Consider the following 16,076-nt stretch of genomic DNA (forward strand, 5'->3'; position numbering starts at 1 on the left):
GATGGTGATGCCGGGCGACAACCTGAAGTTCGCCGTCGAGCTGATCGCGCCGATCGCGATGGAAGACGGCCTGCGCTTCGCCATCCGTGAAGGCGGCCGCACCGTCGGCGCCGGCGTTGTGTCGAAGATCATCGAGTAATCAGGTCTCCTGATTGCGAGTTTGAAGGGGCGCCCCAGCGGCGCCCTTTCTCATTTTGCCGCGACCGGAAACCGGCGCGGTTCTTGTCAGGCCAGTTCCCTCGAAGGAAAACGGCGGGAACCTCTTGCCGGCAAAGCCAAACCCGCGTATAGGGCGCGGGTTCACCATTGGTGGATTGAGGCGGGATGATTCCCGCCTTTTGGGTTCGATGAGGGGTTGCGGTGAGCGCAGACCCTCCTCTCAACCCCAACGCCTGGATAAAAAGGCATATCTATGCAAAGCCAAAACATCCGTATCCGGCTGAAGGCATTTGACTACCGCGTGCTGGACGCCAGCACGCAGGAAATCGTCAACACTGCCAAGCGGACCGGCGCGCAGGTGCGCGGGCCCATCCCGCTGCCGAACAAGATCGAGAAGTTCACCGTTCTGCGCGGCCCGCACGTCGACAAGAAATCCCGCGACCAGTTCGAGATCCGCACCCACAAGCGGCTCCTGGACATCGTTGATCCGACCCCGCAGACCGTGGACGCGCTTATGAAGCTCGACCTCGCGGCCGGCGTGGACGTCGAAATCAAGCTGCAGTCGTAAGATCGGAGGGTAGTTGAACATGCGCTCTGGTATTATCGCAAAGAAAGTCGGCATGACCCGGCTGTTCATGGAAGACGGCAAGCAGATCCCTGTGACCGTGCTTTCGCTGGACGGGCTGCAGGTTGTTGCGCAGCGCACCGCGGACAAGGACGGCTACACCGCCGTTCAGCTGGGTGCAGGCGCCGCCAAGGCCAAACGCACCTCGCAAGCCATGCGCGGCCACTTCGCCGCCGCCAAGGTTGAGCCGAAGCGGAAGCTCGCGGAATTCCGCGTCTCCGAAGACGGCCTGATCGACGTCGGCGCCGAGATCTCGGCCGAGCACTTCCTGGCAGGCCAGAAAGTGGACGTGACCGGCACCTCGATCGGTAAGGGTTTCGCCGGTGCCATGAAGCGGCACAACTTTGGCGGCCTGCGCGCCTCGCACGGCGTGTCGATCTCGCACCGTTCGCACGGCTCCACCGGCCAGTGTCAGGACCCGGGCAAGGTCTTCAAAGGCAAGAAGATGGCCGGCCACATGGGCGCTGCCCGCGTGACCACCCAGAACCTGGAAGTGGTGAAAACCGACGCCGACCGCGGCCTGGTCTTCATCAAGGGCGCCGTTCCGGGCCCGAAATCCGGCTGGGTCACCGTCAAGGACGCCGTCAAGAAGAAGGCGCCCGAGGGCCTGCCGTTCCCGGCTGCTCTGAAAACTGCTGCTGAGGCACCCGCTGCCGAAGCGCCCGCGGAAGGGGGTGAAGCATGAAACTTGACGTGATCAAACTGGACGGCGGCAAGGCTGGCGACATCGAACTGTCGGAAGACCTGTTCGGCCTGGAGCCGCGTGCGGACATCCTGCACCGTGTGGTCCGCTGGCAGCGCAACAATGCGCAGCAGGGCACCCACAAGGTGAAGACCCGCTCCGAGACCTCCTACTCGACCAAGAAGATCTACCGCCAGAAGGGCACCGGCGGCGCACGCCACGGTGACCGTAACGCGCCGATCTTCCGCAAGGGCGGCATCTACAAGGGCCCCGTTGTCCGGTCGCACGGCCACGAGCTGACCAAGAAGTTCCGCAAGCTGGGCCTGCGCCACGCGCTGTCCGCCAAAGCGAAAGCGGGCGAGCTGGTCATCATCGAGGACGCAGCCGCAGAGGGCAAGACCGCCGCTCTGGCCAAGCAGGTGAAAAACCTGGGCTGGAAGCGCGCTCTGGTCATCGACGGCGCGTCGGTGAACGAGGGCTTTGCCCGCGCCGCCAAGAACATCGAAGGTCTGGATGTGCTGCCGACCATCGGTGCCAACGTCTATGACATCCTGAAACGTGACACCCTGGTGATCACCAAGGCAGGTGTCGAAGCTCTGGAGGCCCGTCTGAAATGAGCGTGAAGGCAGAACACTACGACGTGATCCGCAAGCCGGTCATCACCGAGAAATCCACCATGGCGTCCGAAAACGGCGCAGTGGTCTTCGAAGTGGCAATCGACTCCAACAAGCCGATGATCAAGGAAGCCGTCGAGGCGCTCTTTGGTGTGAAGGTGAAAGCGGTCAACACCACCGTGACCAAGGGCAAGGTCAAGCGTTTCCGCGGCCAGATGGGCCGCCGCAAGGACGTGAAGAAGGCCTATGTGACCCTGGAAGAAGGCAACACCATCGACGTGTCCACCGGACTCTGAGATTTGCCTTGATCTGGTCATGGATCAGAAAGCTTGCAGCCTCGGCGGGGAAACCTGCCGGGGCTGTTTCCGTTCCGGCCACCGCGGAGCAGGCGGCAGATCTGGCCGCGCGTCTGCAGGAGCTGAACCGGACGCCTTATATCTGCGTGGCGGATGCCGGGCTGCGCCTCATCTCGGTATTCGACGATGTCTGCTACGACCGCGCCGACATGGACAGCCTGAGCGGCGCGATGCGGGAGCATGCGGCGCAGAAATTGGGGCCGCTGGGCTTTGCCCAGACCTCCGGCAGCAGCTTCGTGCACGAGGAAAGCGGAATCCGGGTTCTGATGCCCAAGTCCCATGCCCTTGGCGCCTCGCCCTTCGACATCGCCCGCTACACGCCCCGGGGCACGTATGACTATTACCTTCTGACCCCGACCCAGAGTGCGGCGATGATGATCGACGGCTACGCCACCGAGGACGCTTTCGAGCGCATCGCCGCACTGATCCGCAGGCAGCCGATCAACATCCTGCGGCTGGCGGACTACCTGGAACGCAAGCCGGAACACGATGCCTTCCGCGAGGAGATGGGCAAGCTGCGCTACCTCCAGCGCGAGGCCGTCGCCGCCGAGCCCCTCCGTCGCCGCCGGGCGCTGGGGACCATGGGGATCTGAGGGTAGGGGGGCTGCGGCAGGCCCCAGCGCGCAATCAAGGCCGCAGGCCGCCGCGCCAGCGTCATGCTGAGAGCATGCCTCCGGCATGACCCGCCCCTATGGGGCGGCGCTGGCGACTAAGCTGGCGCTTGTGAGCTCTTGCTGTGGCTAAAAGAAAAAACCCCGCAAAATTGCGGGGCTTTCGGTCGATGAGGCCAGAATGAAGGTAGCATCAATCCGTCGAGTGCACAACTATGGGGCGAGCCTCGGTGCTTCTGTGGCGTTCAAAAGGGGAAGCCAGGTCGTAAGTTTTGCCTTCGATGCCTTTCGCTCTCAGTCTTTTGATGACTGACAGAGCCTCTTCCATCGTGTGAATGTCTCGTTGGACCTTTGGGTTGGCAGCGATAACCGATTGGATGTTGAGGTTTGCCATTATGATCTCCCTATAACAGAGTTATAGTGTGTTTGTTCTGGAACACAATATCTTTGCCGCGCCTTTGCATATAGTCTTGGAGAAGTCTATGGTATTTTCCGATCGCGTCGTTTTTTGTCTCATCGGCGCCATAGTCTTCCACAACTAGGTTAAGATCGCGTTGAAGTACTGCCATTGAGATGCCGCGCGAGTGCGTTTTCCAGCGTTCCGTAGAGTTCAACTTTGTGCCGATCTCCTTCGCGCGGTCAGCCTTCATTTGCTCCGTCACCGGGATTCCACGTGTTTCTGTATGGGTCCAATCTTTGAACTTGTACTGTGTAAGCCAGTCTACCAGCAGCGCAGTAGACAAATCGCGTGCCTTCTCAAAAGAGTCGAGTTCAGCCGGATCGAACTTCTCGATCATAAAGGCCATCTCCGCGGCTGAAAGGGAGCCTTCCTGCGACTTGGCTATGAGCTCCTCGTACTTGTTGAGGTAACCAAGTGCCGGTACAAAATAACCACTTGTTTGGCTCTGAACTTGTGGATCGACTGGTCCTAGGATTGAGTAGTAGTCCATAAAGATCTTATCGCCGCACATAACTAGAACTGTACCAGCTGACATTGCTCTGTTCGGCACGATGAAGTTGATCTCACCAGTGGGATAGTGGTGCCGCAGAACGTTGGCGATGCGTTCAACGACTTCGATAGATCCGCCATTCGTCTCGAGAATCACACTGAGGTCATCCTGCCGCTCTTCCTGCGTGTCGGCTATGTCTTCGACATACCCTCGAACAATGTCGTCGATGCCCGGAGCCATCGGTGATACGATTGTGATAACATCGCTTTCCATGGCGCTGGCCAACTGTTTGAGCCGTTGATCCAGCTCGTGTTCGATGTAGAGGTTTGAAGTTGTGATGTCCAAAATTCTATCCAGTCAAATAGTCTTACTCCTTAAAAGCATACCAGCATGAGGGTTACAACCCAAGGGTGTTGGCTCTATTTCATCATTGCCTGACTCCCCATTGCCACCCCCTCCGACCTCTGCTACACGCCATCCATCCCGCAGGCCCCGGATTCGTTCCGGGGCCGTTACGTTTGCCGGGATCTACGAGCGGGGACCTTCGGGGCCCTATACCTTGGCCACCTTCGGGGGGCTTTCACATAGCGGTGCCACACACACTTACCCGCGGCACCGCACGCTAAACGGAAGACAGAAAGCATGGCACTCAAGTCGTATAAGCCGACGACGCCGGGCCAGCGTGGGCTGGTTCTGATCGACCGTTCGGAGCTTTGGAAAGGGCGTCCGGTCAAATCCCTCACTGAGGGCCTGACCAAATCGGGCGGCCGGAACAACACCGGACGGATCACTGCACGCCGCCGTGGCGGCGGCGCAAAGCGCCTCTACCGGATCGTTGACTTCAAACGGAACAAATTTGATGTTGCGGCCACCGTCGAGCGGATCGAATACGACCCGAACCGGACCGCATTCATCGCGCTGGTGAAATACGAAGACGGCGAGCAGGCCTACATCCTGGCGCCGCAGCGTCTGGCTGTCGGCGACAAGGTCATCGCCTCCGCGAAGGCCGACATCAAGCCGGGCAACGCAATGCCGTTCTCGGGCATGCCGATCGGTACCATCGTCCACAACATCGAAATGAAGCCCGGCAAAGGCGGCCAGATCGCCCGCGCAGCCGGTACCTACGCTCAGTTCGTTGGCCGTGACGGCGGTTACGCTCAGATCCGCCTGTCCTCGGGCGAACTGCGCCTGGTCCGTCAGGAATGCATGGCCACCGTCGGTGCCGTGTCGAACCCCGACAACTCGAACCAGAACTTCGGTAAAGCCGGCCGCATGCGCCACAGGGGCAAGCGCCCGTCGGTCCGCGGTGTCGTGATGAACCCGATCGACCACCCGCACGGCGGTGGTGAAGGCCGCACCTCCGGTGGCCGCCACCCGGTGACCCCGTGGGGCAAGCCGACCAAAGGCAAGCGCACCCGCAACAAAAACAAGGCGTCGCAGAAGCTCATCGTCCGCTCGCGCCACGCCAAGAAGAAAGGCCGCTAATCCATGGCACGTTCCGTATGGAAGGGCCCCTTCGTTGATGCTTACGTCCTGAAAAAGGCCGAAGCAGCGCGTGAGTCGGGCCGCAATGAAGTGATCAAGATCTGGTCGCGCCGTTCCACCATCCTGCCGCAGTTCGTCGGCCTGACCTTTGGTGTGTACAACGGCCAGAAGCACATCCCAGTCAACGTCTCGGAAGACATGATCGGTCAGAAGTTCGGTGAATACTCGCCGACCCGCACCTATTATGGCCATGCCGCAGACAAAAAAGCGAAGCGGAAGTAAGTCATGGGCAAGGAAAAGAACCCCCGCCGCGTGGCAGACAACGAAGCAATGGCAAAACTGCGCATGCTCCGTACCTCCCCGCAGAAACTGAACCTGGTGGCTCAGATGATCCGCGGCAAGAAAGTCGAGAAGGCGCTGACCGACCTGACTTTCTCCAACAAGCGGGTCGCGCAGGACGTGAAAAAATGCCTTCAGTCCGCCATCGCGAATGCCGAAAACAACCATAACCTGGACGTCGATGAGCTGATCGTCGCCGAGGCCTGGGTTGGCAAAAACCTGACCATGAAGCGCGGCCGCCCGCGTGCCCGTGGCCGGTTCGGCAAAATCCTGAAGCCGTTCGCGGAGATCACCATCAAGGTGCGTCAAGTTGAGGAGCAAGCCTAATGGGTCAGAAAGTCAATCCGATCGGCATGCGCCTTCAGGTGAACCGCACCTGGGACAGCCGCTGGTACGCCGACACCAAGGACTATGGTGATCTGCTGCTCGAGGACATCAAGATCCGCGAGTTCATCAAGGAAGAGTGCAAGCAGGCAGGCATTGCGCGGGTGATCATCGAGCGCCCGCACAAGAAATGCCGCGTCACCATCCACACTGCGCGTCCGGGCGTCATCATCGGCAAGAAAGGCGCGGACATCGAAGTCCTGCGCAAGAAGCTGGCCAAGATGACCGACTCCGAGCTGCACCTCAACATCGTCGAAGTGCGCAAGCCGGAACTGGACGCTCAGCTGGTCGGCGAGTCGATCGCGCAGCAGCTGGAGCGCCGTGTGTCCTTCCGCCGCGCAATGAAGCGGGCCGTGCAGAACGCCATGCGCATGGGCGCCCTGGGTATCCGGGTGAACGTGGCCGGCCGTCTGGGCGGTGCGGAAATCGCGCGTACCGAATGGTACCGTGAAGGCCGTGTGCCGCTGCACACCCTGCGTGCTGACATCGATTACGCTCACTCCGAAGCGATGACCCCCTACGGGATCATCGGGATCAAGGTCTGGATCTTCAAAGGCGAGATCATGGAGCACGATCCTTCGGCGCGTGACCGCAAGGCGCAAGAACTCCAGGACGGCCCTGCACCGCGTGGTGCTGGTGGCGGTCGCCGCGACCGTTAAGGAGACAGAAAGATGCTTCAACCAAAGCGTACTAAATTCCGCAAGATGCACAAAGGCCGGATCTCCGGTCTGGCAAAAGGCGGCTCCGACCTGAACTTCGGCACCTACGGTCTGAAGGCAACCCAGCCCGAGCGCGTCACCGCGCGCCAGATCGAAGCCGCACGCCGTGCCATGACGCGCCACATGAAGCGTCAGGGCCGCGTCTGGATCCGGATCTTCCCGGACACCCCGGTGACCTCGAAGCCGACCGAAGTCCGTATGGGTAAAGGTAAGGGCTCTGTGGATTACTGGGCAGCCAAAGTTAAGCCCGGCCGCGTGATGTTCGAAATCGATGGCGTGAATGACGACATCGCCCGCGAGGCCCTGCGCCTGGCTGCGATGAAGCTGCCGATCAAGACCCGCATCGTGGTCCGCGAAGACTGGTAAGCCCAGTCGTTCTCAAAAGTTAAAAGGCCCCCGCCGGAATTCCGGCGGGGGCTTTTTTTGTCCCTCAACGTCCCTTCGCAGGACGTTGAGCGGCCGGCTGTTACAGTGGCTTGCCAGTAAGAGGGCGGTTCCCGGCCGGCCTTCCGGGCAACTTGCGGACTGTGCCTGGGGGGGGCGGGAAGCGCTGAGCAGTCTTCCGGCCAGGGGCGAACCCCGGGCCGGGGGGTAGAAGGGCGAGGGTCAGGCCGCCCAGGAGCTGCTGCCTGGAGCCCGAGCCGGGGGCGCGCTGCCCTCTTCTTCGATCTTAAAGCCGGCGATGGCGCGGGCCAGCCGGGCGGCTTCCTCCCGCAGCATCTGGCCCGAGGCGGCCGTTTCCTCCAGCATTGCGGCGCTGTGCTGGGAGTCCTTGTCGAGCGAGTCCAGCGCGGTATTCACTTCCGCGATGCTGTTGGACTGGTCGACGGTATTCTCGGCGATTTCGTTCACCTTCTCGACCGCGCGGCTCACGGTTTCCAGGATGGCGGCGAGCGAATTGCCGGCCTCGTCCACCAGCTGCACGCCTGAGGTCACCTCGGCCTGGCTGCTGTTGATCAGCGCGCTGATCTCCTTGGCCGCGTCCGAGGACCGCTGCGCCAGGGCGCGGACTTCGGAGGCGACAACCGCGAAGCCGCGGCCGGCCTCGCCGGCGCGCGCCGCCTCGACGCCGGCGTTTAGCGCCAGCAAGTTGGTCTGGAAGGCAACGTCGTCGATCAGCCCGGTGATCTTGGAGATCGCATCGGAGGAGTCCTTGATCCGCTGCATCGCCGCGACGGTCTGCTCTGCCACCTCGCGGGTGGATTCGGCCTTGGTGTGGGCGTCGTTGACGAACGCCCGGGCCTCCTGCGCGCTGCCCGCGGTGTCACGCACGGTGTCGCTCACGGTCTGCAGCGCGGCGGAGGTTTCTTCCAGCGAGGCGGCCGAGGATTCGCCCCGGCGGGAGGCATCCGCCACGGCAGAGGAGATCTCGGTCGAGGTGTTGTTCAGCATCGCGCTGCTGCCGGCCAGCTGCCGAATGATGCCTTCGAGGTTGTCCGCGAAGTTGTCGATCGCTTCGGAAATTTCCTTGAAGATGCCCTTCTGGCCCGTAGGCATGCGTCGGGTGAGGTCGCCCTTGGCCAGCGCGCCGACAACGTCCAGAACGTCGCCCAGGCCCTTCTCGGCCACGTCGCCGATCGTGTTCACGCCCTGGCTCAGCCCGCCGAACTGGCGATCGGCGCCCCTGTCGGCAATCCGGCGGGAGAAGTCGCCCTCGCCGCAGGCCTCGATCACGCTGGTAATTTCCGCGGTCAGCTGATGCTTGGAGTCCTCGGCCTTGCGGAACTCACCGACCGCGGTGGCGATCGCGGAGATTTCGCGGATGCGGCTTTTCGGAAGTTCGGGCGTGAAATCCTGCTGCATCATCTTCTTCAGCACGAGGTCGGTGCGTTGCAGCGGCCGCGCGATGCTGCGCGCCAGGAGCAGGGCCAGCGCGATGAACAGAATGGCTCCGGCGATCCCGGCATTCAGCGCGTTGCTCTGGGCAGCCGCGCTGAGTTCCTTGCTGTGGGCCTGTTCGAAGGCAAGTTCCTCGCGGACCTTTTGGTGTACCTTGGCCAGCAGCGGCTCGGCGGTGTCATAGTGGCTGGCCACTTCTCCCCGCAACGCTTCCTCGCGCAGGGTTTCCGCGACATAGGCGGCAAAAGACTTCTGGTAAGTATCCATCAGGCCGAGGATCTCCTTCTGCTGGGCGGGGCTTTCATAGTAGCTCGCCGGGAAGGCGCGGAATTCCTCGATTCGGGCGTTCAGCCGGTCGAGGTATTTTGGCGCCCGGCGCATGATGAAGTCCTTCTCGTGCCGGCGCATCATCAGCATCTTCACCTGCATCACGGGCTGGTCCAGCTCCTTGAGCGTGGCTTCGGCGTTCTTCACCGCGGCGCGCAGTTCGCCTTCAAGTCCGCTGTTCTCGTCAAGGCCCAGCCGCGTCTTGCTGGCCGTAAGGGCGTGGAAGGCAGTTTCGTAGCTGGTGATCGCCTTGCCGATTGCGGCAAGTTCCGCCTCGTTGCCGGACAGCGCCGCGACGGTGGAGATTTCTTCTACTACCTCGTCAAAGGTCGCCTTGAGGTCCGCCATGGTTTCGGCATGGCGCGCGGCCTGTTCCGGGTCGCGGTGCAGCAGGAAGTCCTTCTCTGCCCGCCGGGCCATCAGGAACTTCAGTTCGGTTTCGTCGAGGTGGATATAGATCTTCTCAACCATGGTGACCTGGGCCTGCATGCGGTCACGCACCCCGTGGGAGTAGAGGGCGAGGCTGACCTGGGCGAACATAAGCCCGCCCGCAAGCACAATGATGGAGAGAATGGCAGTGCGGATCGTCAGGATTGATTTCATGGGAGAAAAACCACTTTACTGAGAAGCTGGGGAGCTTGGTGACTGTCAGGACGTACGTGTCCCAAACTGACACTGAACGGTTAAAACAGCGTGAGTCAGCGACCGGTTACTAAAATGATGCCGTGAATTTGCTGCGATCTGGCTCGTTCAACCCACTGAAACCCGCCTCTCGCCCCGGCCTTCGGACTGGGGTAAGAGGGGGCATGGCACAGATTGAATCGCTCTTCGTTACGCGCCTCTACCGCGCGCCCCTGTCCGAGTTCGCCCCCAAGATTGACGGGGGCGAGCTGGAGAACTCCTGCCTCGTGATCGCCGGCGATGATGATGCTGGCCAGGACTGGTGCGAGGAGAACGGCTATCCCGGATACACGTCGTATGCCTCGCTCACCGATCTGCCCTGGCGCTTTCCGATCTTTGCGGATCTGGTGAAGGTGCTGGACCAGCATGTGGCGGCTTTTGCCAAGGACCTTGAGTTCGACCTCGACGGGCGCGAGCTGAAGCTGGAGGACATCTGGATCAACATCCTGCCCGAAGGCGGCACCCATTCCTCGCACCTGCATCCGCATTCGGTGATCTCCGGCACCACTTATGTGTCGATGCCGGACGGCGCGAGTGCGCTGAAGCTCGAAGACCCGCGCTCGGCCCGGATGATGGCGGCCCCCGCACGGCTGAAGGGCGCGCGGCGCGAGCTGCAGCCCTTCATCTACGTGAAGCCCGAGGTCGGCGACGTGCTGTTGTGGGAAAGCTGGCTGCGCCACGAGGTGCCGATGAACATGGCCGAGGACGAGCGCATCTCGGTCAGCTTCAACTACAGCTGGGGGTGAGGATTGGGTCTGCTGGCGGCGAACACTGAAGCTCACGGTATTCCCGGCCTGCTACTTGGCGATGGCGAGCAGGTGGTCCTTGCCGTACCCGCACGGACGCTTCCCACGCTGAATGAAATGGCGCTGATCCTGCTGTTCGCGCCGGCTGCGCTAATCCTCTATTTCCTGATCCATCGCACATTCCGCCGTGTGGCCTATGTGATCACCACCAAGCGTGTGCTCGTCCTTGAGCCGGAAGGCACCGCAAGAGAGATCGCGATCGCGGATATCCGGCGCACAAGGACGCTGCGCGGGGCCATGATGGTTCACGGGGCGGGCGGCGCAGTGCTGTGGCTGCCGCGGCTGCGCGACGGCTGGCAGTTTGACACCGTGCTCACACGCGTCCGGCAGCTGCAATAGCGTGCCGGGCCGCCTCCCCGGACCGCCTCTCCCGGCAATCGCCGGGACGGCCCTTGCCCCCACCCTCCATCTCCTCTATAGGGACCCATCGCTTGTCCCCAATCCGCCTCGGATCCGGGCCAAGTGATTCTTTTTTGCCGCATCCTTCGGTTGCGGGTGACATAACCCACCAGGCGACAAGGTGACCCACGCGGGGCCTTCTGGTGCTTAGGACAAGGAACAAAGGCGATGAACGCCAATGATCTGCGCGACAAGACCGTGGACGAGCTCCGCGATCTCCTCGCATCCCTGAAAAAAGAGAGCTTCAACCTGCGCTTTCAGCAGGCGACCGGTCAGCTGGAAAACACTGCAGGCATCAAGGCGGCACGCCGCAATGCTGCCCGCGTGAAGACCATCCTGAACGAAAAAGCCGCAGCTGCGGCTGAATAAGGAGCGACACAATGCCCAAACGTATCCTGCAAGGCGTTGTGACCAGCGACGCGAACGCCCAAACCGTGACCGTCCTGGTGGAGCGCCGCTTCACGCATCCGGTTCTTAAGAAAACCATCCGAAAGTCCAAGAAGTACCGGGCTCACGATGAACAGAACGCTTTCAAGGTCGGCGACACTGTCCGCATCATCGAATGCGCGCCGAAATCGAAAACGAAACGCTGGGAAGTTCTGACCGCCTGAGTCTCTGACCGAGACTCCTGGCGGCTAGACTTAACAGTCAGTCGAAACCCTGGGGGATCACGCCACGCATCGGCGCCCCAAAGGTCGGGAGAAACCACATGATCCAGATGCAAACAAATCTGGATGTAGCTGACAACTCCGGCGCACGCCGGGTGCAGTGCATCAAGGTTCTGGGTGGTTCCAAGCGTAAATACGCATCCGTTGGCGACATCATCGTCGTCTCGGTAAAGGAAGCCATCCCGCGCGGCCGCGTGAAGAAAGGTGACGTCCGCAAGGCCGTCGTCGTGCGCACCGCCAAAGAAGTCCGCCGCGAAGACGGCACCGCGATCCGTTTTGATCGCAATGCCGCCGTCATCCTGAACAACAACAACGAGCCGGTCGGTACACGTATCTTCGGCCCGGTTGTCCGTGAACTGCGCGCGAAGAACTTCATGAAGATCATCTCGCTGGCTCCGGAGGTGCTGTAATCATGGCTGCTAAACTCCGCAAAGGCGACAAGGTCGTCGTGCTGGCCGGCAAGGACAAGGGCAAGGAAGGCACCATCGCTTCCGTCGACCCGAAGGCCGGCAAAGCCGTTGTCGAAGGCGTGAACATGGCGATCCGCCACACCCGCCAGACACAGAACAGCCAGGGCGGCCGCCTGCCGAAGGCCCTGCCGATCGACCTGTCGAACCTGGCTCTGCTGGACGCAAACGGAAAAGCTACCCGCGTTGGCTTCCGCATGGAAGACGGCAAGAAGGTGCGTTTTGCCAAAACCACGGGGGACGTGATCGATGCTTGATGCTGCAACCTACACCCCGCGTCTGAAAGCCCTCTACAAGGACACCATCCGCGCGTCCCTGAAAGAGGAGTTCGGCTACAAGAACGACATGATGCTCCCCAAGCTGGAGAAGATCGTTCTGAACATCGGCTGCGGCCGTGCTGCCGTCAAAGACAGCAAGAAAGCCAAGTCCGCTCAGGCCGACCTGACCGCAATCGCGGGCCAGAAGGCGCTGACCACCGTGGCCAAGAACTCCATCGCCGGCTTCCGCGTTCGCGAAGGCATGCCGATGGGCGCCAAGGTGACTCTGCGCGGTGACCGGATGTACGAATTCCTGGATCGCCTCATCACCATTGCAATGCCCCGCATCCGCGACTTCCGCGGCGTTTCGGGCACGTCCTTCGACGGCCGCGGCAACTACGCCATGGGCCTGAAGGAGCACATGGTGTTCCCGGAGATCGACTTCGACAAGATCGATGAGCCCTGGGGCATGGATATCGTGATCGCCACCACCGCGAAAACCGACGCGGAAGCAAAGGCGCTGTTGAAAGCTTTCAACATGCCCTTCAACAGCTAAGCGCGGGAAGGAACAGACATGGCTAAGAAAAGCATGATCGAACGCGAGAAGAAGCGCGAGCGCCTGGTGGCAAAATACGCCGCGAAGCGTGCCGAGCTGAAAGAGATCGCGAATGACGAAAACCGCCCGATGGAGGAGCGCTTCAAGGCGCGCCTCGAGCTGGCGAAACTGCCGCGCAACTCGTCGCCCACGCGGCTTCACAACCGCTGCCAGCTGACCGGCCGTCCGCACGCTTACTACCGTAAGCTGAAGATGAGCCGTATCGCGCTGCGCGAGCTGGGCTCCGCCGGCCAGATTCCTGGCCTGGTGAAATCGAGCTGGTAAGGGAGAGAGTGATATGAACGATCCTATCGGCGATATGCTCACCCGTATCCGCAACTCCCAGATGCGCGGCAAATCCACCGTCATGACCCCGGCTTCCAAGCTGCGGGCGTGGGTGCTGGACGTGCTGGCGGACGAGGGCTACATCCGCGGCTACGAAAAGACGACTGGTGAAAATGGCCACCCGGCCATTGAAATCAGCCTGAAGTACTTCGACGGCGAACCTGTCATTCGCGAGCTCAAGCGGGTCTCCAAGCCCGGCCGCCGCGTTTACATGGGCGTCAATGACATCCCGTCGGTCCGTCAGGGCCTGGGCGTGTCGATTGTCTCCACCCCCAAGGGTGTGATGTCGGACGCGAACGCACGCGCAGCCAACGTCGGCGGCGAAGTGCTTTGCACCGTCTTCTAAGGAGGCCACACGATGTCCCGTATTGGTAAGAAACCGGTCGAACTGCCCAGCGGTGTGTCCGCGAGCGTGTCCGGCCAGACCATCGAGGTGAAGGGCCCGAAAGGCGCCCGTACCTTCACTGCCACCGATGACGTGACCCTCACTGTTGAGGACAACGTCGTCACCATCGAGCCGCGCGGCAAGTCCAAGCGCGCCCGTCAGCAGTGGGGCATGTCGCGCACCCAGGTGCAGAACCTCGTCACCGGCGTGACCCAGGGCTTCAAGAAAGAACTGGAGATCCAGGGTGTGGGTTACCGGGCACAGGTTCAGGGCAACACCCTGAAGCTGAACCTGGGCTACAGCCACGACGTCGATTTCGTTGCTCCGGAAGGTGTCACCATCACCGCGCCGAAGCAGACTGAAATCGTTGTGGAAGGGAACGACCAGCAGCAGGTGGGCGAAGTGGCGGCGAAAATCCGCGACTGGCGCCGCCCCGAGCCCTACAAGGGCAAGGGCATCCGCTACAAGGGTGAGTTCATCTTCCGCAAGGAAGGCAAGAAGAAGTAAGGACCAGCAAGATGGCAAACAGCAAACGTACCCTGTTTCTGAAGCGCCGGCTGCGCGTCCGGAACAAGCTTCGCAAAGTGAACGCAGGCCGTCCGCGCCTGTCCGTGCACCGCTCGAACAAGAACATCTCCGTCCAGCTGATCGACGATCTGCGCGGCGTGACCCTGGCCTCCGCCTCCACCCTGGAGAAGGACCTGGGCTATGTCGGCAAGAACAACGTCGAAGCGGCAACCAAGGTCGGCCAGGTGATCGCAGAGCGGGCCAAGGCAGCCGGTGTCGAAGAAGCATATTTCGACCGCGGCGGCTTCCTGTTCCACGGCAAGGTGAAGGCCCTGGCCGACGCCGCGCGTGAAGGCGGCCTGAAGATCTAAGAACCTGCGGGCAGCCTTTCGGGGCTGCCCCGATGATCCGGGAGCCCGGGCCGCGGGGCGCGGACTCACCTGGATTGAAGCAACAGGCGCCAAGCGCCAGGAAGAAAGGGATGCCTTATGGCAGAACGTGACAACCGCCGGGGCGGCCGCCGCGAACGCGAGGAAGCACCGGAATTCGCAGATCGCCTGGTCGCGATCAACCGCGTGTCGAAAACCGTCAAGGGCGGTAAGCGCTTTGGCTTTGCAGCTCTCGTCGTCGTCGGCGACCAGAAGGGCCGCGTCGGCTTCGGCAAGGGCAAGGCGAAAGAAGTGCCCGAGGCGATCCGCAAGGCAACCGAGCAGGCCAAGCGACAGATGATCCGCGTGCCGCTGAAAGAGGGCCGCACCCTGCACCACGACATGAGCGGCCGCCACGGCGCCGGCAAGGTCGTGATGCGCACCGCGCCGGAAGGTACCGGGATCATCGCGGGCGGCCCGATGCGTGCCGTCTTCGAAATGCTCGGCATCAAGGACGTGGTGTCCAAGTCGATCGGTTCGCAGAACCCCTACAACATGATCCGCGCCACCATCAACGGCCTGACCAAAGAGCAGAGCCCGCGGTCGGTTGCACAGCGCCGCGGCAAGAAGGTCGCCGACATCCTGCCCAAGCGGGACGATGCACCGGCTGCCGAAGCCGCTGAAGCGTAAGGAGACGGACATATGGCTAAAACCATCGTTGTGAAGCAGATCGGCTCGCCGATCCGCCGCCCGGCCAAGCAGCGCCAGACCCTGATCGGCCTGGGCCTGAACAAGATGCACAAGACCCGCGAGCTGGAGGATACTCCCTCGGTGCGCGGCATGGTCGCAAAGATCCCGCATCTGGTCGAGATCGTCGAAGAGCGCGGCTAAGCCTCTTTCGGCTGACGATTGTAAATGAAGACGCCTCCGGGAAACCGGGGGCGTTTTGCGTTTTGCGGCCCCTCAGTCCGCATTGGCGGCCCATGCCCGGACGGCGGCCGGGCCGTTCGCTGGATCAGCGCCTCTTCCCATGCGCCTGCTGCATAGCCGGTTGTCCGTTGTGTCTATTGTTAGCGCCACCGCAAAGGCCTATCTCAGCCTCACCAAACGATGGAAACACTAGGCACCGGGAATAGGCCCGGATGCAGAGAAAGGACGAAACGATGGCACATGTTATCAGCACCCCGAACACCGGCCTTGGCCTCTCCGCCCGCGTCAGCCGCTACGTCGACGACGTGAAGCGCGCCTGGGCGCTGAACCGCGAATACAAGCGCACCTACGCCGAGCTGGACGGGCTGTCGAACCATGAGCTGGCCGATATCGGCGTGCGCCGCTGCGATATTGCGGACATCGCCCGCCAGCACGTCTACGGCCAGTAAGGCTGCACAGGTTTTCGCCCGGGGCGGCTCTTTCCTCCTCCCTGGCCCTCCGGGCGCAAAGCGCCCCCGCCGCACTGGCGGGGGCGTTATCTCCCAGACCCGCATGAGCGCGCAGGACGCGTGAGCCAT

28 protein-coding genes are annotated in these 16,076 nt (G+C 61.9%); 25 read left to right on the forward strand and 3 right to left on the reverse strand.

Annotated elements, in window-relative coordinates:
• From ACOHWE_RS18585 to ACOHWE_RS18610, 6 genes are all read left to right on the forward strand, one after another.
• Positions 1 to 139 (forward strand): EF-Tu C-terminal domain-related protein (locus tag ACOHWE_RS18585; RefSeq protein ID WP_446247891.1); only part of this gene is annotated, 139 nt, incomplete at its 5' end.
• A 273-nt stretch (positions 140 to 412) separates the two neighbouring features.
• Positions 413 to 727 (forward strand): 30S ribosomal protein S10, encoded by a 315-nt coding sequence (gene rpsJ / locus ACOHWE_RS18590; protein WP_005621947.1) that lies wholly within the window; start codon positions 413 to 415, stop codon positions 725 to 727.
• Positions 728 to 746: 19 nt separating this feature from the next.
• Entirely contained in the window at positions 747 to 1,469 is a 723-nt protein-coding gene (rplC, locus tag ACOHWE_RS18595) for a 50S ribosomal protein L3 (protein ID WP_420668231.1), read from the forward strand.
• Positions 1,466 to 2,083 carry a 50S ribosomal protein L4 gene (rplD, locus tag ACOHWE_RS18600; RefSeq protein WP_420668232.1) on the forward strand — a complete coding sequence of 206 codons (618 nt, stop codon included), beginning with the start codon at positions 1,466 to 1,468 and terminating at the stop codon, positions 2,081 to 2,083. Before rplC ends, rplD begins: the two co-directional genes overlap by 4 nt.
• On the forward strand, positions 2,080 to 2,376 hold the full coding sequence (locus tag ACOHWE_RS18605; RefSeq protein WP_420668233.1) for a 50S ribosomal protein L23: 297 nt from the start codon (positions 2,080 to 2,082) through the stop codon (positions 2,374 to 2,376). The genes rplD and ACOHWE_RS18605 overlap by 4 nt, the downstream gene beginning before the upstream one ends.
• 8 nt (positions 2,377 to 2,384) lie before the next feature.
• Positions 2,385 to 3,029 carry a hypothetical protein gene (locus ACOHWE_RS18610; RefSeq protein WP_420668234.1) on the forward strand — a complete coding sequence of 215 codons (645 nt, stop codon included), beginning with the start codon at positions 2,385 to 2,387 and terminating at the stop codon, positions 3,027 to 3,029.
• 211 nt (positions 3,030 to 3,240) lie between these two features.
• Here ACOHWE_RS18610 and ACOHWE_RS18615 read toward each other — a convergent pair whose 3' ends face one another.
• Positions 3,241 to 3,441, reverse strand: a complete 201-nt coding sequence (locus tag ACOHWE_RS18615) for a hypothetical protein (RefSeq protein ID WP_420668235.1) — start codon at positions 3,439 to 3,441, stop codon at positions 3,241 to 3,243.
• 10 nt (positions 3,442 to 3,451) lie between these two features.
• Positions 3,452 to 4,342 carry an SDH family Clp fold serine proteinase gene (locus ACOHWE_RS18620; protein ID WP_420668236.1) on the reverse strand — a complete coding sequence of 297 codons (891 nt, stop codon included), beginning with the start codon at positions 4,340 to 4,342 and terminating at the stop codon, positions 3,452 to 3,454.
• Positions 4,343 to 4,639: 297 nt separating this feature from the next.
• Between ACOHWE_RS18620 and rplB the strand changes: the two genes are divergently transcribed.
• Genes rplB through rplP form a run of 5 tightly spaced genes read left to right on the forward strand, consistent with a single transcriptional unit; the run spans position 4,640 to position 7,290 of the window.
• Complete coding sequence (rplB, locus tag ACOHWE_RS18625) at positions 4,640 to 5,482, forward strand: 50S ribosomal protein L2 (RefSeq protein WP_420668237.1); 843 nt, start codon at positions 4,640 to 4,642, stop codon at positions 5,480 to 5,482.
• A gap of 3 nt (positions 5,483 to 5,485) precedes the next feature.
• Entirely contained in the window at positions 5,486 to 5,764 is a 279-nt protein-coding gene (rpsS, locus tag ACOHWE_RS18630; protein ID WP_008554066.1) for a 30S ribosomal protein S19, read from the forward strand.
• Between the two features lie 3 nt (positions 5,765 to 5,767).
• Complete coding sequence (rplV, locus tag ACOHWE_RS18635) at positions 5,768 to 6,148, forward strand: 50S ribosomal protein L22 (RefSeq protein WP_222456120.1); 381 nt, start codon at positions 5,768 to 5,770, stop codon at positions 6,146 to 6,148.
• Positions 6,148 to 6,864 carry a 30S ribosomal protein S3 gene (gene rpsC / locus ACOHWE_RS18640; protein WP_420668238.1) on the forward strand — a complete coding sequence of 239 codons (717 nt, stop codon included), beginning with the start codon at positions 6,148 to 6,150 and terminating at the stop codon, positions 6,862 to 6,864. Before rplV ends, rpsC begins: the two co-directional genes overlap by 1 nt.
• A gap of 12 nt (positions 6,865 to 6,876) precedes the next feature.
• Complete coding sequence (gene rplP, locus ACOHWE_RS18645; RefSeq protein ID WP_420668239.1) at positions 6,877 to 7,290, forward strand: 50S ribosomal protein L16; 414 nt, start codon at positions 6,877 to 6,879, stop codon at positions 7,288 to 7,290.
• Between the two features lie 240 nt (positions 7,291 to 7,530).
• Here rplP and ACOHWE_RS18650 read toward each other — a convergent pair whose 3' ends face one another.
• Positions 7,531 to 9,693 (reverse strand): methyl-accepting chemotaxis protein, encoded by a 2,163-nt coding sequence (locus tag ACOHWE_RS18650; protein ID WP_420668240.1) that lies wholly within the window; start codon positions 9,691 to 9,693, stop codon positions 7,531 to 7,533.
• 203 nt (positions 9,694 to 9,896) lie between these two features.
• Here ACOHWE_RS18650 and ACOHWE_RS18655 point away from each other — a divergent pair, with 203 nt between their 5' ends.
• The 14 genes from ACOHWE_RS18655 to ACOHWE_RS18720 all read left to right on the forward strand — a co-directional run bounded on the left by ACOHWE_RS18655 (position 9,897) and on the right by ACOHWE_RS18720 (position 15,947).
• The gene (locus ACOHWE_RS18655; RefSeq protein WP_420668241.1) at positions 9,897 to 10,517 is read left to right on the forward strand and encodes a 2OG-Fe(II) oxygenase family protein; all 621 of its coding nucleotides are present in this window, start codon (positions 9,897 to 9,899) and stop codon (positions 10,515 to 10,517) included.
• 3 nt (positions 10,518 to 10,520) lie between these two features.
• Positions 10,521 to 10,916 (forward strand): hypothetical protein, encoded by a 396-nt coding sequence (locus ACOHWE_RS18660; protein WP_420668242.1) that lies wholly within the window; start codon positions 10,521 to 10,523, stop codon positions 10,914 to 10,916.
• A 228-nt stretch (positions 10,917 to 11,144) separates the two neighbouring features.
• Positions 11,145 to 11,345 (forward strand): 50S ribosomal protein L29, encoded by a 201-nt coding sequence (gene rpmC / locus ACOHWE_RS18665; protein ID WP_420668243.1) that lies wholly within the window; start codon positions 11,145 to 11,147, stop codon positions 11,343 to 11,345.
• An 11-nt stretch (positions 11,346 to 11,356) separates the two neighbouring features.
• Positions 11,357 to 11,587 carry a 30S ribosomal protein S17 gene (gene rpsQ, locus ACOHWE_RS18670; protein WP_420668244.1) on the forward strand — a complete coding sequence of 77 codons (231 nt, stop codon included), beginning with the start codon at positions 11,357 to 11,359 and terminating at the stop codon, positions 11,585 to 11,587.
• Between the two features lie 98 nt (positions 11,588 to 11,685).
• Entirely contained in the window at positions 11,686 to 12,054 is a 369-nt protein-coding gene (gene rplN, locus ACOHWE_RS18675) for a 50S ribosomal protein L14 (RefSeq protein ID WP_005621870.1), read from the forward strand.
• A 2-nt stretch (positions 12,055 to 12,056) separates the two neighbouring features.
• Positions 12,057 to 12,368, forward strand: coding sequence for a 50S ribosomal protein L24 (gene rplX / locus ACOHWE_RS18680; protein WP_420668245.1), 312 nt, complete (start codon positions 12,057 to 12,059; stop codon positions 12,366 to 12,368).
• Complete coding sequence (gene rplE / locus ACOHWE_RS18685; protein ID WP_420668246.1) at positions 12,361 to 12,924, forward strand: 50S ribosomal protein L5; 564 nt, start codon at positions 12,361 to 12,363, stop codon at positions 12,922 to 12,924. Before rplX ends, rplE begins: the two co-directional genes overlap by 8 nt.
• An 18-nt stretch (positions 12,925 to 12,942) precedes the next feature.
• Positions 12,943 to 13,248, forward strand: coding sequence for a 30S ribosomal protein S14 (gene rpsN / locus ACOHWE_RS18690; protein WP_420668247.1), 306 nt, complete (start codon positions 12,943 to 12,945; stop codon positions 13,246 to 13,248).
• 13 nt (positions 13,249 to 13,261) lie between these two features.
• Positions 13,262 to 13,654, forward strand: coding sequence for a 30S ribosomal protein S8 (rpsH, locus tag ACOHWE_RS18695; protein ID WP_008554600.1), 393 nt, complete (start codon positions 13,262 to 13,264; stop codon positions 13,652 to 13,654).
• Between the two features lie 12 nt (positions 13,655 to 13,666).
• Positions 13,667 to 14,200 (forward strand): 50S ribosomal protein L6, encoded by a 534-nt coding sequence (gene rplF / locus ACOHWE_RS18700; RefSeq protein WP_420668248.1) that lies wholly within the window; start codon positions 13,667 to 13,669, stop codon positions 14,198 to 14,200.
• Positions 14,201 to 14,211: 11 nt separating this feature from the next.
• Positions 14,212 to 14,571: a 50S ribosomal protein L18 gene (gene rplR, locus ACOHWE_RS18705; RefSeq protein ID WP_420668249.1), complete on the forward strand. Its 360-nt coding sequence runs from the start codon at positions 14,212 to 14,214 to the stop codon at positions 14,569 to 14,571.
• A 117-nt stretch (positions 14,572 to 14,688) separates the two neighbouring features.
• Positions 14,689 to 15,258, forward strand: a complete 570-nt coding sequence (rpsE, locus tag ACOHWE_RS18710; protein WP_420668250.1) for a 30S ribosomal protein S5 — start codon at positions 14,689 to 14,691, stop codon at positions 15,256 to 15,258.
• A 12-nt stretch (positions 15,259 to 15,270) separates the two neighbouring features.
• Complete coding sequence (gene rpmD, locus ACOHWE_RS18715) at positions 15,271 to 15,459, forward strand: 50S ribosomal protein L30 (protein ID WP_093423267.1); 189 nt, start codon at positions 15,271 to 15,273, stop codon at positions 15,457 to 15,459.
• A 272-nt stretch (positions 15,460 to 15,731) separates the two neighbouring features.
• The gene (locus tag ACOHWE_RS18720) at positions 15,732 to 15,947 is read left to right on the forward strand and encodes a DUF1127 domain-containing protein (protein WP_420668251.1); all 216 of its coding nucleotides are present in this window, start codon (positions 15,732 to 15,734) and stop codon (positions 15,945 to 15,947) included.
• Positions 15,948 to 16,076: the final 129 nt, after the last annotated feature.

The organism is Cribrihabitans neustonicus (assembly GCF_048820895.1).
Lineage (GTDB): Bacteria > Pseudomonadota > Alphaproteobacteria > Rhodobacterales > Rhodobacteraceae > Cribrihabitans_A > Cribrihabitans_A neustonicus.